The organism is Clostridium sp. CAG:265 (assembly GCF_000436575.1).
Taxonomy (GTDB): domain Bacteria; phylum Bacillota; class Clostridia; order Clostridiales; family Clostridiaceae; genus Clostridium; species Clostridium lentum.
Genome location: NZ_FR886640.1, coordinates 34,169 through 50,444, shown reverse-complemented (window position 1 = coordinate 50,444; position 16,276 = coordinate 34,169). Strand labels below are relative to the sequence as shown.

Genomic DNA, 16,276 nt, shown 5'->3' with positions numbered 1-16,276 from the left:
GACAAAATAGGTCACGTTGAAAAAGGAAAAATCTCAATATGGGTATGTTTGTCCATATTTCGAGTAGCAGCAAATTGATGAAGTATATATTAGCTATGTTAGTATCTTTTTTATTAGTAATAGGAATAATTCCTTTTTTAATGAAATTGTCTATTAAATATAATTTTACAGATAAACCAACGAAAAGAAAAATACATAGAGGAGAGATTCCTTTATGTGGTGGAATAGCTATGTTCATAGGATTTTTCACATTATACTTTTTTGTTTTTAGAAATCATCCTTTTGATGAAAAGTATGGAATATTTATCGGAGCTTTAATGATTTTACTTATCGGAATAATAGATGATTATAATAAAAGTATTGGTAAGGAATTTGGAATAACTCCAAGGATGATAGTACAATTATTAGCAGCTATTATAGTATATAAATCTGGTGTATCATTTGAAGGATTTACAAATCCACTAACAGGAATATATATTACATTGCCACCAATAATTCAATTTATTTTGACAATAACATGGATTTTTGGTGTAACTACTGTAATAAACTGGTCTGATGGCATGGATGGCCTAGCTGGTTCTTTATCATTTATATCAACATTGACTTTTGCAGCAACAGCAATAATATTAAATCAACCACCATCATTATATTTTTCACTGATATTAGCAGGAGCAATTTTAGGGTTTCTTGTATATAATAAGTATCCAGCAAAAATATTTATGGGTGACTCAGGTGCAAATTTTTTAGGATTTATCCTGAGCATAATTGCTTTAGATGGTGCTTTTAAACAAGCAACAATTTTAAGTTTAATGTTACCGATTTTAGCTCTTGCAGTTCCTATTTTTGATAATTTATTTGTAGTTTTCAAAAGATTTTCAGAAGGAAAACCTGTATATCAGGCAGATAGAAGTCAGATACATTTTAGGCTGCAAGAAAAAGGATTAAATATAGCTCAAATAGTGACAGTTTTAAGTGGTATAAGCTTAATTTGCAGTATAATTTCCATACTTTTATTAATGGTATAAAATAAAAGTATTTACAAGTAATGGATAATTTTATATAATTTAATAAAAACTTATCAAGAGAGGTGGAGGGACTGGCCCTGTGAAATTCAGCAACCTATTTTTAATTGAAAGTTGATAATTATGGATAAAAGTCCTAAGGGACTTTAATTATCAATTATTCATTGTTAAATATCAATTAAATTTGTGGTGCTAATTCTAACAATTTACTGAAAGATAAGGATGTGTAATGTGCTAATTATGAGCCTAAAGGATATTCTTTAGGTTCTTTTTAAGTATAAAAGGTTATAATAGGGGGCAACAATGAGAATTAATAATTTATTTAATGAGAAAAAATGATATTTTTCTTGGCGGTTTTTCGGCCAAAAGTAACATCTTATATAGAGACAATTTATAAAATGTTAGAAGAGCTTAAAGGAGTAAGTCCAGATTATATTAGTGTTACTTATGGAGCAGGTGGGCCAGCTACAAGTAACAGGACTTTAGACATAGCATCTCTTATTAAGAATAAGTATAATATGGAGCCAATGGCACATTTAACATTCAAGCAGGAATTATGCCGGTAATCAATAAGAAGCAAGCGGAGAGGATTACTACTTTATGTGGATCAAATGTACCTAAGAAATATATTATTTCCTAGAAAATCAGTTACAGCAATAATTGGTGTAGGTAAAGAGCTAGTTAGAGAAATAGAATAATTTGATAATTGTAACAAAAATTGGGGGAATTAAAATGAAAGCTATATTAACTGTTATAGGAAAAGATAAAGTGGGGATTATTGCAGCTATAAGCAATAAGTTATCAAAACTTAAAATTAATATTTTAGATGTAAACCAAACTATATTAGATGGATATTTTACCATGATGATGATGCTTGACTTAAAGGAATGTACAGAAGAATTTGCAAATGTACAAAGAGTATTAAACAAAGAAGCATCCATATTAGGTGTTGAAGTAAAAATTCAAAGAGAAGAAATATTTAAATCAATGCATACGTTGTAAAAGGGGTGCAATGGTGAATACGAATAATATTTTAGAAACAATAAAAATGATAGAAGAGGAAAAATTAGATATTAGGACAATAACAATGGGAATATCACTACTAGATTGTATTGATTCAGACGGGAATAAAGCCAGGGAAAATATATATAATAAGATTATAAGGTGTGCAAAAGATTTAGTAAAGGTGGGAAATGAGATAGAGGCAGAGTTTGGTATTCCTATTGTAAATAAAAGAATTTCTGTAACACCAATTTCTCTTATTGCTGCAGCAACAAATGAAGAAAATTATGTGAAATTTGCAGAAGTACTTGATAAAGCAGCCAATGACTTAGGTGTTAACTTTATTGGAGGATTTTCTGCATTAGTTCATAAAGGTTATAATAAGGGAGATAAAATATTAATTAAGTCTATTCCTAAAGCTTTAAAAAGAACAAGTAAAGTTTGTGCATCTGTTAATATAGCTTCCACTAGAAGTGGAATAAATATGGATGCTGTTAAAGAAATAGGTGAAATTATTAAGGAATGTGCTGATTTGACAGCTCATGAAAATGCAATAGCTTGTGCTAAACTTGTGGTTTTTGCCAATGCAGTAGAAGATAATCCGTTTATGTCTGGAGCCTTTCATGGAGTTGGTGAAGCAGATACGGTAATTAATGTAGGTGTAAGTGGACCAGGTGTTGTGCAAAGAGCACTGGAAAAAGTAAAGGGAGAGCCCCTTGATGTAGTAGCTGAAACAATTAAGAAGACAGCTTTCAAAATTACTAGAATAGGACAACTTGTAGCCAATGAGGCTTCTAAAAGACTTGTAGTTCCATTTGGTATTGTAGATTTATCACTGGCACCTACTCCAGCAGTGGGGGATTCTGTTGCACATATTTTAGAAACTATGGGCTTGGAAAGTGTAGGTGCTCATGGAACTACGGCAGCCCTTGCAATACTAAATGATGCAGTGAAAAAAGGTGGTGTAATGGCGTGTAGTCATGTAGGTGGATTAAGTGGAGCATTTATCCCAGTATCAGAAGATGCTGAAATGATTAATGCAGTAAACAAAGGAACACTTAACTTAGAAAAACTAGAAGCTATGACAGCCATATGTTCAGTGGGGCTAGATATGATTGTAATTCCAGGAGATACTAAGGCATCTACCATATCAGCCATAATAGCTGATGAAGCAGCTATTGGAGTAATTAACAATAAAACAACAGCAGTAAGAATAATACCAGCACCAGGATATAGTGAAGGTGATATGGTTCGGTTTGGAGGATTGCTTGGTAGTGGACCTGTCATGAGGATTAATGAAGCATCATCTGAAGAATTTATAAAAAGAGGGGGAAGAATTCCAGCTCCAATACATTCTTTTAAAAATTAAAAAAATAAAGTATTGCTTGTCCGTAGATATTTTTATTGATAAAAATATCATAATTGATAGGCAATACTTTTATTTTTCAAGTAAATTTCATAAAAGTATTTTAATTATAGGGAGTTTTGGAGATAATATAAATAATTGTATAGAAATATAAAGTTATTTCTAAAATAATTTTTTATTAGCAAGGGAGCATTCAAAATGGAGGAGAAAATTAAAATAGAAAGTATAGTTCTCAATGATAAGAGAAAAAAGATTATGAAAGAACTAGAAGAAAAGAGAAAAACACAAGAAGAAGTAATTAATATGCTTAAAATCCTTACCAAAGAATCTAAGGGAGGATATAATCAAGAAAAAGAAAATGTGGAGAAAATATATAAAATATTAAATAAAGAAATTGAAAGTTATGAAGAGGCCCTTAAAAATCCATATTTCGGCAGAGTTGATTTCACTGAAAGATTAGGAGACCATGAAGAAATATACATAGGTAAAAAAGGTATTTCATCTACCAGTGATGGTGATGAAATTGTAGTTGACTGGAGGGCTCCTGTGGCTGATCTTTACTACAGTGGTACAGGGGGTAATGCTTACTATAGAGCACCTATGGGAGTTATAGAAGGTGAACTTGAACTAAAAAGAAAGTTTCTTTTTGAAGACAAGAATATCAAACAAATATTTGATGAAGAAATAAATAAAATACTTATAAACGGCTTAGAAGGAGAAGAACTTGTTGATGAGTTTTTAAAGATAAATCTTGAAGAAAGTCGTGGTAAAAAACTTAAAGAAGTGGTGGCAACCATACAAAAAGAACAAAATGATATTATAAGGTGGCCAAAAAATCTTCCTCTTATAGTTCAAGGAGCTGCAGGTTCAGGAAAGACTACCATAGCACTACATAGATTAGCTTATCTCTTATATAGATATAGAGAGTCTATGGAAGGAAAAGATATTTTGGTACTTGCTCCCAATAAACTATTTTTAGATTATATTTCAGATATACTTCCTAACCTAGGAAGTACAGATGTAAATGAAACTACCTTCCAAGAACTTGTTGTAAGTAAATTAAAGCTTAAAGGAAAGATTAGGACTAAGGATGATAAACTTAAGGAAATAATTGAGACAGCAGATATCCGTGAAAGAAAATGTATCTCCAATGCATCAAAGATTAAAGGTAATTTAATCTTTAAGGTTATTATTGATAGATATATAGCACTGTTAGAAAGTAGTTCTTTAGAAATAAATGATATAGAAATAAAAGGATATGTACTATTTTCAAAAAGAGAAATTACTAGACTTTATCTAAAAGATTTAAAAGCTTATCCATTAAATAAGAGAAAGGATGAAATAAAGAGATATCTAAGCTTAAAGCTTAAAGAAAAGACTGCTAGCTTAGTGGCAATGGTGGATAGGGATTGGCAAAGTAAGATAAATACTATTAAAAATACATATGAAGATGGAGACCAACGAAGAAAAAAGCTTATTGAAGTTTATAATGAAAGAGACAGTATTAAAGAGTATATAAAAAAAGAATCTAAAAAAGTAATGAATGATTACTTTAAAAATTGGCGTGGTATAACTTCCAATGATATTTATATAAATTTATTTAAAGATGATGAATTATTTGAAATTGCTACAGCTAATAGGATACCACGAGATTTAGCTGCATATATTAAGCAAGAGACCATTAAGAATTTTGAAAATGGAATTATTGATGAAGATGATTTAGCACCACTTTTATATATACATATGATACTGGAAGGTATTGAAGAAAAAGAGAAGTATAAGCATATAGTAGTAGATGAGGTACAGGACTATAGCCCATTGCAGATATTACTTATCAATAGTTTAACCAAAGGAAATTCTCTAACATTAGTTGGAGATTTAGCTCAGGGAATATATTATTACAAGGGAATAAGTAAGTGGGAAGATATAACAGAAGGTGTTTTTGAAGGGAAAGCTACCTATATGGCACTTTCACAAAGTTATAGATCCACTATAGAGATAATTAGATTTGCAAATGGAGCCTTGGAAGCACAAAACTTAGGTTTAAATAAAACTAAGCCTGTATTAAGACATGGTAAGGAGCCAGTTATTAAATATACTTCTAGTAAGAGAGAAAGTGTAATGGAAATATATAATGTTGTTGAAGAGATACGTAAAGAGGGGAAACACAGCATTGCTATAATAACCAAGACATTCAAAGAAGCTAAAGTCTTAGAGAAAGACATAAAGAGATATATTAATTTAGAGTATACGATTATTAAAGGAAATGAAAAAAGTGCACCATCCACAGATGTGGTAATAATTCCTGTATATTTAACAAAAGGACTTGAGTTTGATGGGACAATTATATATAATCCCTTAGAAAGTGTTTATGAAAATAATCTACTTAACCAGAGACTTTTATATGTTGGCCTTACAAGGGCATTACATTATGAATATATAATTGCAGAAGGCAAGCTTTCACAAAATATAAAAACCAACTAGTAAATTAAGAATTAAAAATGAAAAATTAGAAATGAAAGAACAATAATATAGAAGATAAATATAGTTATAAAACTTATCATCCATATAGTTCTCATGTTGATGCATTTGTAGTTATATAATGCAGGTTAATTTTTCATTTTTAATTTTTCATTATATAAAACTCTGTGAGTTTATTCCACAATTCATCACTCGTAATTCATCATTCATAATTAAATAAGTAAGGGGTTTTTTAGACTTCTATAAAAGTTATAAAAAACCTCTTAAAGTATATTGTATTATTATATAATAAAGTGTAATATGTAATGGGAGGGGTGATTTTTTTGAATTCAAATAGTAAATTAACGGAATATTTAAAATGGCTGCTAATTACTTATGTCTTTGTAGGTATAGTATTATTATTTTCAAGTAAATTAATTTTAGATTTAACTTTAAGTTCGTTTATAATAATAGCAGTGTTCGTAGCATGTACAGTAGGTTACGGAATTTTAAGATTAAATAAAAAGTATATAATTGTAGGTGGAGCTGTGGCGCTAGTATATGTTGCTTTAGGAATTATTTTAAGTCCTATAGTAATGCCAAGTGCTCATAGAAATTTAATAGGTGAAGTTGAAGAAGTAGATTTTTCAAGCGAAATACATCATATAGATTTAGCACAGCTTCCAACAATAGATAAAGAGCTTGCTTATAAATTAGCAGATAAAAAGTTAGGTGAAATACCAAGTTTAGGAAGTCAAGTTACCATAGGTAATTTAAGTCTTCAAAGCGTAGATGGATCACTATACTATGTTGCACCATTAGAGCATTCATCATTAATAAAATGGATAACTAATCATAAGGGAACACCAGGGTATGTAAAGGTTAGTGCCACTAATGAAAATGATGTTCAGCTAGTAACAGAATTAAATGGGGAAGAGTTAAAAATAAAATACTTAGAATCAGCATATCTTCTTGATGATTTAGATAGACATGCATTTTTAAATGATATGAAAGCTGGACATACAGACTATACTTTTGAATTAGATGATGATGGAAAGCCTTACTGGGTTATTACAAGATATGATAATGCCATAGGATTCTTAGAGCAAAAAGCTATAGGTACATTAATTATAGATGCTCAAACTGGAGAGTCTAATATATATGATATAGAAAATACTCCAGAATGGGTTGATAGAATACAAACAATGAGCTACATTAAAAACTATTTAAATAAATGGGGAGAATTAGTTCATGGTGTATTTAACTTTAGTGATAAGGACAAGCTAGTTAGTACCGATGGAATGAATATAATTTTTAATGATGATACATGCTATTACTACACTGGTATCACATCTGTAGGTAGTGATGAATCATTAGTTGGTTTTACACTTACTAATACAAGAACTGGAGAAACTACAATGTATAAGACATCAGGTGCTACAGAATATGCAAGTATGAAGTCTGCACAAGGAAAAGTACAGCAGTATGGATATACAGCAACATTCCCATATCTGATAAATATCCAGTCAGAACCAACATATTTTATGACTTTAAAAGATGCAAATGGATTGGTAAAGCAATATGCAATGGTAAATGTGAAAAACTATAATACTGTAGCTGTTGGAGATACATTACAAACAACATTAAATAGATATATAGAAAACTTAACAAGTAGCAATATTTCACTGGAAGGATCTAATAGCGAAGAAGTAGTGAAAGGTGAAATAGAAAGAATTGGTCTTGTGGTAAAAGATGGTGCTAGCATTTATGATTTAAAGATAAAAGGTGAAGATAGCATCTTTACAGTATCAACAGAGACTTCAAGACAAGTAGCTTTAAGTAATATTGGAGATATGGTTGAAATAAGCTTTATAAGAGTAGGTAATGGAGATTATATTATAAGTAATTCATTTAAAAACGTCACATTAGAAGGTTCAGAAAAAGGAAATAACACTGAAGAAAATAATAGTGAAGAAAAAGTGCAACAATAGCATATAGGAATAAAAACTGCTAATATGGATATTAGCAGTTTTTGTTTAGTAAGGAGGCTCAGAAATGCATAATAAGTGGGATATATCTAAAATAGAAGCTGTAATACAGGAGCTAAATAAAAGATTAGATTATCAGTGTAATTTAAAAATTGAGATTTCTAAAAGGGCTCAAAAGAGAATGGGAGCATTTTTTTATAGAAAAAATAATGGAAGAATTGAGCCACTAAAATTTGTTTTTGCTCAGTGTTTGCTAGATGGTTCATACAGTGAAGAGGTAGTTAAGGAAGTTATAATACATGAATATCTCCACTATTATTGTGATACAATTACAGGGGTAAGTAATGGACATAACAGCTATTTTAAAAAGATGTGCAGGATTATGGGCATTTCAGATAGTGCTACATTTAAGTATGACACTAAAAGAAAAAGTGACACAGCATATAAATACAAGATATATTGTAGCAAATGTAATAAATATATATGTGGTAATAAAAGAATAGACTTTGCTAATAATAAGGTTAAAAAATATATTTCATCTTGCTGTAAGGCTAAGCTTATAATAAAATAAGAAAATGTAGGCTACTATATATAGAAATGGTAAATGATATATAGTATAATGACATAAAAAACAAAGGGGATATGCTTTATGAATAATGAACATATGGAAAATGAAGAAAGACAAATCATGACTTTCTTAGATGAAGAAGGAAACAAAGTAGAATTTGAAGCAGTTGCTAGAATATTTTTAGAGGAACAAGAATATTTATTATTAGCACCAGCTGATGATACTGAATCAGAAGATGTGTTTGTATTTAGAGTAGATGAAGTTGATGGTAAAGAAGAATTAAATCTTGTAGAAGATGATAAAGAATTTCTTGCCGTTAAGAAAGAATACAAAAAATTATTATATTAAGAGAGGTCATTAAAGTGAACATTAAGGATATAATAGATATTTTAAATGATAATGGATTAAGTGAAATTGAAGAGCTTGTATCAGGTGATAAATACTCTTTAATAAACTTTTATTTTGATTTTGATAAAGATGTAGAAGAAGCAGCAAAAGCTTATGCTGATGATGAAAGTACTGTTGGTAGTGAAGAATGGATGAAGGAATTTTATCTACCATATCTTTATGATTACGCCAATGATGAAGTTCTTGAAATAGTTGAAGAGATTATTGAAGATTTAGATGTAGAAGGTGAAATGATGGCCTTCCAAATGAATGAAAAAACAGCTGGCTATGTTCAATTTATGGTACTATTCAATGAAGAGGGTTACGATGTAGCAATAGAAGAGATTGTAAAGGAATATATGAGAAAAAATAAATTTTGAAAAGTAAAATATTACTATTGAACTTATTAAATAATTTGATATAATAAAAATATAGGAATCCTGATATGTGCGTTTAGCTTATGTTATTCAACCTACATTATATTTTTGGGATTTGCAATATGCTTGTAGATGTTGAACTTCCTTATGCAGAAGATAACAGAAGCAAGTTGAGTGAAACCCACCTGCGAGACGCAGGTGTGAGTATATAGGCCACCGGCATATTGGGAATAATCAGACTAAAACACTTTATATTGAGGACTTTTGTTCTTAATATAAAGTGTTTTTTTATTTTTATATATTTAAAAAAATTATAAAAAAATATAAAAACTATGAAAAATATGGTATAATTCTTAAGAATCCATTTAATAAATTATTATATATAAATAAATATGATGAAATAAGGAGAGGAATTTAAAAAAAGTCGAAAATTGTTAAAGTGGAATTAGGGGATTAAGGGGGATTAAGTTGTAAAAATGATTATTAATTTTGCAGATACAATTAACAGTGTGTTACAAAGCATTATGTTTGTTTATGTTTCAAATTACTGTAGTAAAACTAAAAGAAGCATACTAAGTATGGTAACTTGGATAGTAATTTTATGGGGAGTAATACAGGGAATTACACTAATTGTAGGTAATTCAAGTTTAGGCTCTATATTTATCCATTTAATAATATTAATTTCTGGAGCCATAATATTTAAAGAAGACCCTTTAGATGCTATGATAGGATTTAGTATAGTCTATTTATTAATGGGAATAGTTATGATATTAAGTTCAAATATTTATTTAGGATATGTGGTAAATAGAATTTCAGAAAAATATCTGGAAATAGGAATGCTTATATTTATATATTTTCCACAATACATATTATTTGCTATGATATTATGCAATATGAATTTTATAAAATCTATTTATAAAGTTTTTAAAAGTAAAAGTATATCAATAATATCATTAATTATAGTTACTGTTTTAATTGATTTTATAGTATCATTTAATGGATTAGCATATGATATGGATAATCCTTTATTTAAAGAATTCTTATTTATATTTTTAGGATTTTTTATGATAGGAATAACTATATATTTTTCAAATATTGAAAAAAAATCTAATCAAGTTTTAATTGCCAATAGCTTTTTAGAAAAAAAGAATGAAGAACTTAAAAAAATTAAACATGATTATGGTTCACAAATATCATATTTATATGGATTACATTTAATGAAGAAATATGATAAATTAGGAGATGCACTTAAAAATATTATAAATGATAATAGTGCTATTTCTTCAGAAGTAGATGTAATAAATAAACCAAATTCTAGTATAGCAGATATTGTTTATGGAATAGAACATAAGGGAATAAATATTATTATAAATGATGAAATAAATTTTGATGATGTAAATATTTCTGAAATTGATTATCAAAGAGTTATTTCTAATATATTAAGAAATGCAGTTACAGCATTAGATGGAAAAGGTATAATAGAAGTAACAACATATTATGCTATAAGATCTGTTATAGTAAAAATAAAAAATAATGGACCTAAAATTGATGAATCTATAATAGATAAAATTTTTGATACTGGATTTACTACAAAAGAAAATCAAAATAAAGAAAATGGATTTGGATTATCAATTACTAAGGAAATTATAGAGAGAAATAATGGTAGCATAAGTGTAAAAAGCAATGATTCTTTTACAGAATTTAAAATAAAGTTTCCTAAGAGAGAAATTTGAAGCAATATAAATAAATTTTTACGAAAAGAGGTGTTTAAGACATCTCTTTTTTTCTTGAACTTTTAATAAATAATTAATTTATAATTTGGAGATAAATAAAAAAGAAGTAATTTTGTAATATAAAGTTGATATTCATAAGAAAAAAATGTAAAATAATCATAAGAAGTTAATATACGAAAGGGAATGTTAAGATGGATTATACAAATGCAAAAATAGATGTAATAACATCTAGGATAAATGAATTATATAAAAAAAGCAAGGAAGAAGGATTAAATGAAGCTGAAAAAGAAGAACAAGCTCATTTAAGAAGAATTTATATAGACAGAGTTAAGGCGAATTTTAGAAGTCAACTTGCAGGAATAGAACCAAAAAATAAGCAAAAAAAATAAAAAGGGTGATAAATATTGTCAGTTGCAGTAGAAACGTTAATTAAAGATTTTGATTTGGAAGTACTAGTTGAAGGTGAAAAAGGTGTAGAGATAACTGTTAACGATATAAATAGACCAGGTCTTCAATTATCTGGATTTTATAATTATTTTGCTCCTGAAAGATTACAAGTTGTTGGTAAGGCTGAGTGGAGTTTTATTGGGGATATGAGTAGAGAGTTAAGAAGAAAAAGAGTAGATAAATACTTTAGTTTTAATTCTAAATGTGTTGTAATAACAAGAGGATTAGAACCACATGAAGAATTCATAAGGGCTGCCAAGAAAAATAAAACTTGGCTATTAAGAACAACATCAGTTACCACTAACTTTATTAGTAAAATGACCATATATTTATCAGATAAATTTGCACCAGAAACTAGATTACATGGTGTACTTGTAGATGTATACGGTATAGGTATACTGATTACAGGGGAAAGTGGCATTGGTAAAAGTGAGACTGCATTAGAACTTATTAAAAGAGGGCATAGACTTGTAACTGATGATGCTGTTGATATTAAGGAAATTGATGGAGAACTTATTGGGACATCTCCGAAAATTACTATTGGAATGCTTGAAGTGAGAGGAATTGGAATAATTGACATCACTGCACTATATGGATTGAGTTCAGTGCAAGAGTCTAAGGGTATAAATCTTGTTATGCATTTTGAGCATTGGAAGGATAATGGTGATTATGATAGACTTGGAATTAATCAAGATACTCAAGAAATATTAGGCGTTAATGTTAGAAAGCTTAGAGTACCAGTAAGACCTGGTAGAAATATTGCAGTAATTATTGAGGCAGCAGCAGTAAATTATAGACATTCTTTAATGTCAGATATAAGTGCTGTTGATATTATAGAAAGAAGGATGGAAAATCTAACTTTAGAAGATAATTAGGAGGAGAATATGGGTAATAAAAAAAATGCATGGTTAAAATTTGATAATACTAAAAAAGAAGAGATTTTTAGTTTTTGTGAAGGATATAAGAAATATATATCAGACTGTAAAACAGAAAGAGAATCTATTAAAGAAGCTATTTATTTAGCAGAATCAAAAGGATATAGAGATTTAAAGAATGTTATATCTGCTGGAAAATCTCTAAAGGCAGGAGACAAGGTATATTATAATAATATGGATAAATCTTTAGCTTTATTTTTAATAGGAAGCGAAAGTATTGAAAGTGGTATGAGAATTATAGGTTCTCACGTAGATTCACCTAGATTAGATTTAAAACCAAATCCATTATATGAAGATAGTGAATTATCTTTAATGGAAACTCATTACTATGGTGGAGTTAAGAAATATCAATGGGTAACCATACCTCTAGCTTTACATGGGGTAGTAGTTAAAAAAGATGGTACAAAAATAGACGTGGTAGTTGGAGAAGAAGAAACTGATCCAGTTGTTATGGTTTCTGATTTGTTAGTACATTTAGCATCAGAGCAACAACAAAAGAAAGCTACAGAAGTTATTGCTGGAGAAGATTTAAATATCTTAGTTGGTAGCATGCCTTTAGAAGGTGAAGAAAAAGAAGCTGTTAAGGCAAATATATTAAAATTATTAAAAGAAAAATATGATTTTGAAGAAGAAGATTTCATGTCAGCTGAAATAGAAATAGTTCCAGCAGGAAAAGCAAGAGATTTAGGATTAGATAGAAGTATGGTTGCTGGATATGGACATGATGATAGAATTTGTGCATACACTTCTTTATTAGCTTTACTTGAAACTGAAAGTACTAAAAAGACTTCAGTGGTATTATTAGTAGATAAAGAAGAAGTAGGAAGCATAGGAGCAACTGGAATGCAATCAAGATTCTTTGAAAATGCAGTGGCAGAATTAATGGACAGAGTAGGAGAGTATTCTGAACTTAAATTAAGAAGAGCATTAGCTAATTCTAAAATGCTTTCTTCAGATGTTACAGCAGCTTTTGATCCTAATTATGCAGGAGCATACGAAAAGAAAAATTCTGCATTCTTTGGTAAGGGATTAGCCTTTGCTAAATATACTGGAGCAAGAGGAAAAAGTGGATGTAATGATGCTAATGCAGAATTTGTTGCATGGCTTAGAAATGTAATGGATGAAAATGATGTTGCATATCAAATGGCTGAATTAGGTAAGGTTGACCAAGGTGGAGGCGGTACTATTGCTTATATTTTAGCTGAGTACGGTATGGAAGTAATTGATTGTGGTGTTGCACTACAAAACATGCATGCTCCATGGGAAGTTGCCAGCAAAGTAGATATCTTTGAAACAATGAGAGGATATAAAGCTTTCCTTATGGCAGAATAGTATAAAAATAAAGAAGAAATAGCTTAGTTACTATTTCTTCTTTATTTTTATAAATTTTTAGCTAAGCTTTAAGCTTAGTTAAAAATTTAGTAAGCCATTCTTCATCCATTTTCATTGAGCCTAATGAACCATGTTTAATGTCATCTTCTCCACCGTGGGAGTCTGAGCCACAGCTAGTGATAAGGTTATGTTCATTGGCAAAGCTTAAGAATTTTTCTGTATCTTCTTTAGAGTTCATGGCATATATTCCTTCAAGACCATCAAAACCAAGTGCTAATACATCTTGGAAAGAGTTTTTCTTTAAAAGCACTGGGTGAGCTAAAACTACTATAGCACCATGTTTCTTTAAAAGTTCTACACCTTCTTTAGTATCTATTTGCACACTAGGAATGTAAGCAGGACAATCATTTCCAATGAAATGCTCAAAGATATATTCCTTATCATAGTTATATCCTGCATCCATTATAGCTTTTGCTATATGAGGTCTTGCTATGGTATCTTTACCATTTTTCATAATAGATTCAAGAGTTATATGAATATCATGGAATTTTGCTAAATTTTCTACTATCTTTTTAGCTCTTTCAATTCTTGTTGTTTTTATTGAATCTAAGAAATCATTTAATTCCTTATTTTTATATCCATCACCTTTAAAAAATCCTAAAACGTGAATAGATTCCTTATTAAAATAAGTAGATAATTCAATGCCAGGAATAAAAGTTATATCAAGATCTTTAGCTGTTTTTAAGGCTTCTTCTATACCAGAAACAGTATCATGGTCAGTAAGTGCTAAGTATTTTACATTAGCTGCCTTAGCTCTTTTAACAACTTCTGAAGGTGAAGATGTTCCATCAGAAGCTGTAGAATGTGTATGTAAATCGCATATTGTCATAAGTGTTAAATTCTCCCTTCAACTAATAGTTTTTATTAAACAAGAACATATGATATAATTAATCAATAAATATTGTAGCACAATTTGTAAAAGGATGCATAAAAAAGGAGAGAAAAAATGTTATTAATGATAGATAACTATGACTCTTTTGTATATAATTTAGTAAGGTATTTTAAGGAGTTAGATGAAGAAATAATAATTTATAGGAATGATAAAATTACCATTGATGAAATAGAAAATAAGAATATAACGGGAATCGTTATTTCACCAGGGCCAAAGGATCCTAAACAAGCAGGGATTAGTCTTGAAATTTTAGAAAGATTTAAGGGGAAATTACCTATCTTAGGCATATGTCTTGGACATCAATGTATTGGACATTATTTTGGTGGCAAAATTGTTAAGGGAAAGATTCCTATGCATGGCAAGATAAGTGAAGTTGTACATAATAATCAGCATATATTCAAAGGTGTTAAAAATCCTTTAAAAGTTACAAGATATCATTCTTTAGAAATAGAAAAATGTAGCATACCAGCAGAATTAGAAATTATATGTCAAACTGAGGATAATGTAATTATGGCAGTAAAGCACAAAGATTATCCTATATATGGAGTGCAATTTCATCCTGAAGCAGAACTTACAGAAGATGGACATAAAATATTAAAGAATTTTATTAATATAGTAAATAATTATAAATAGGAGCAAAAAATGAACATACATTTAAAAGAAATAAAGCTAAATTTAAATCCATGTGAAGTTTATGAAGCTTTTAGATATGAGATAGATACTATTATTTTAGATAGTTCTAAAGAAGATGAAAAGTTATCAAAGTATTCCTTTATAGGATTAAATCCATATATGACTTTTTCTAGTTTTCAAAATGATGGCTATATAGATGGAGTGAAAGTAGAAGGAAACCCCTTTAAGATATTAGATGAATTATTAACGAGAAATAAGGTGGTAGAAAAAACTAATATTCCTTTAATAGGGGGATCCATGGGATACATATCTTATGATACAGGAAGGATAATTGAAAAAATTTCAGATAGTAGTGATGAAGATTTTAAAATTCCTCATATGAAATTTGTTTTTTATAGAAATATTATTATCTTTGATTTAATGGAAAATAAGCAATATATATCATATTTTGCAGATGAAGAAAAAACTGTAGAAGGTATCATTGAAAAAATAGAGCAAATAGAAGTAAAGAAGGAAGAATTCAGCTATAACCAAGAAGATAAATTTATTTCTAATTTTACAAAAGAATCATATAAAAAATCAATTACAAGGCTTAAGGAATATATAAGAAGTGGAGACGTATATATTGCCAATATGACACAAAGATTTTATTGCCACAATGAAGAAGACAGCTTTACAATCTATAAAAAGCTGAGAGAGATTAATAAGGCTCCCTTTTCAGCATATTTAAATTTTCATGATTTTCAAATAATAAGTTCATCACCAGAAAGATTCATTCAGATAAAAGACAGAATTGCTCATACTAGACCAATAAAAGGGACAAGACCTAGAGGGAATACTATAGATGAAGATGAAAAAAATAAGCTGGAACTTATAAATAGTGAAAAGGATAAATCAGAATTATTAATGATTGTTGATTTAGAACGTAATGACTTTAGTAAGGTATGTAAGCCTAGTACAGTAAAAGTAAAGGAGTTATTTGCTTTAGAAGAGTATGCAACAGTATTCCACCTTGTGTCCACTATTGAAGGAGAGCTTCAAGATGATGTTTCAGCTGTGAAGGTAATGAAAGAG

The 16,276-nt window shown here is 29.1% G+C and carries 16 protein-coding genes, 1 other RNA gene and 1 riboswitch; of the genes, 16 read left to right on the top strand and 1 reads right to left on the bottom strand.

Annotated features, from left to right (window positions below; genetic code table 11):
- The first annotated feature begins 77 nt into the window (after positions 1–77).
- The 14 genes from Q5O29_RS10155 (at position 78) to Q5O29_RS10090 (ending at position 13,617) form a co-directional block, all read left to right on the top strand.
- Complete coding sequence (locus Q5O29_RS10155) at positions 78–1,025, top strand: MraY family glycosyltransferase (RefSeq protein ID WP_186835548.1); 948 nt, start codon at positions 78–80, stop codon at positions 1,023–1,025.
- Positions 1,026–1,072: 47 nt separating this feature from the next.
- A riboswitch (SAM riboswitch) is annotated at positions 1,073–1,245 on the top strand.
- A gap of 112 nt (positions 1,246–1,357) precedes the next feature.
- Positions 1,358–1,588, top strand: coding sequence for a methylenetetrahydrofolate reductase (locus Q5O29_RS10150; protein WP_022212830.1), 231 nt, complete (start codon positions 1,358–1,360; stop codon positions 1,586–1,588).
- Positions 1,589–1,754: 166 nt separating this feature from the next.
- Positions 1,755–2,024, top strand: coding sequence for an ACT domain-containing protein (locus Q5O29_RS10145; protein ID WP_022212829.1), 270 nt, complete (start codon positions 1,755–1,757; stop codon positions 2,022–2,024).
- Between the two features lie 13 nt (positions 2,025–2,037).
- The gene (locus tag Q5O29_RS10140) at positions 2,038–3,393 is read left to right on the top strand and encodes a PFL family protein (RefSeq protein ID WP_302632129.1); all 1,356 of its coding nucleotides are present in this window, start codon (positions 2,038–2,040) and stop codon (positions 3,391–3,393) included.
- A gap of 195 nt (positions 3,394–3,588) precedes the next feature.
- Entirely contained in the window at positions 3,589–5,874 is a 2,286-nt protein-coding gene (gene helD, locus Q5O29_RS10135) for an RNA polymerase recycling motor HelD (protein WP_022212827.1), read from the top strand.
- A 302-nt stretch (positions 5,875–6,176) separates the two neighbouring features.
- On the top strand, positions 6,177–7,841 hold the full coding sequence (locus Q5O29_RS10130; protein WP_370545602.1) for a cell shape-determining protein: 1,665 nt from the start codon (positions 6,177–6,179) through the stop codon (positions 7,839–7,841).
- Between the two features lie 64 nt (positions 7,842–7,905).
- On the top strand, positions 7,906–8,409 hold the full coding sequence (locus Q5O29_RS10125; protein ID WP_022168349.1) for a SprT-like domain-containing protein: 504 nt from the start codon (positions 7,906–7,908) through the stop codon (positions 8,407–8,409).
- A gap of 78 nt (positions 8,410–8,487) precedes the next feature.
- Positions 8,488–8,754 carry a DUF1292 domain-containing protein gene (locus tag Q5O29_RS10120; RefSeq protein WP_022212825.1) on the top strand — a complete coding sequence of 89 codons (267 nt, stop codon included), beginning with the start codon at positions 8,488–8,490 and terminating at the stop codon, positions 8,752–8,754.
- A 14-nt stretch (positions 8,755–8,768) separates the two neighbouring features.
- Entirely contained in the window at positions 8,769–9,173 is a 405-nt protein-coding gene (locus Q5O29_RS10115) for a hypothetical protein (RefSeq protein WP_022212824.1), read from the top strand.
- Between the two features lie 54 nt (positions 9,174–9,227).
- Positions 9,228–9,405: non-coding RNA, 6S RNA (ssrS, locus tag Q5O29_RS10110), on the top strand.
- A gap of 241 nt (positions 9,406–9,646) precedes the next feature.
- The gene (locus Q5O29_RS10105; protein WP_022212823.1) at positions 9,647–10,903 is read left to right on the top strand and encodes a sensor histidine kinase; all 1,257 of its coding nucleotides are present in this window, start codon (positions 9,647–9,649) and stop codon (positions 10,901–10,903) included.
- Positions 10,904–11,094: 191 nt separating this feature from the next.
- Positions 11,095–11,292 carry a DUF896 domain-containing protein gene (locus tag Q5O29_RS10100; RefSeq protein ID WP_022212822.1) on the top strand — a complete coding sequence of 66 codons (198 nt, stop codon included), beginning with the start codon at positions 11,095–11,097 and terminating at the stop codon, positions 11,290–11,292.
- A 15-nt stretch (positions 11,293–11,307) separates the two neighbouring features.
- Entirely contained in the window at positions 11,308–12,225 is a 918-nt protein-coding gene (gene hprK / locus Q5O29_RS10095; RefSeq protein ID WP_022212821.1) for an HPr(Ser) kinase/phosphatase, read from the top strand.
- A 9-nt stretch (positions 12,226–12,234) separates the two neighbouring features.
- Positions 12,235–13,617 carry an aminopeptidase gene (locus tag Q5O29_RS10090; RefSeq protein ID WP_022212820.1) on the top strand — a complete coding sequence of 461 codons (1,383 nt, stop codon included), beginning with the start codon at positions 12,235–12,237 and terminating at the stop codon, positions 13,615–13,617.
- A gap of 61 nt (positions 13,618–13,678) precedes the next feature.
- Here the strand turns inward: Q5O29_RS10090 and Q5O29_RS10085 are convergent, their stop codons facing one another.
- Positions 13,679–14,506 carry a PHP domain-containing protein gene (locus tag Q5O29_RS10085; protein ID WP_022212819.1) on the bottom strand — a complete coding sequence of 276 codons (828 nt, stop codon included), beginning with the start codon at positions 14,504–14,506 and terminating at the stop codon, positions 13,679–13,681.
- Between the two features lie 117 nt (positions 14,507–14,623).
- Between Q5O29_RS10085 and Q5O29_RS10080 the strand changes: the two genes are divergently transcribed.
- Together Q5O29_RS10080 and Q5O29_RS10075 are read left to right on the top strand one after the other, a co-directional pair.
- Complete coding sequence (locus Q5O29_RS10080) at positions 14,624–15,202, top strand: aminodeoxychorismate/anthranilate synthase component II (protein WP_022212818.1); 579 nt, start codon at positions 14,624–14,626, stop codon at positions 15,200–15,202.
- A 9-nt stretch (positions 15,203–15,211) separates the two neighbouring features.
- Positions 15,212–16,276: anthranilate synthase component I family protein (locus Q5O29_RS10075; protein WP_302632125.1), on the top strand; the 1,065-nt coding region annotated here is incomplete at its 3' end.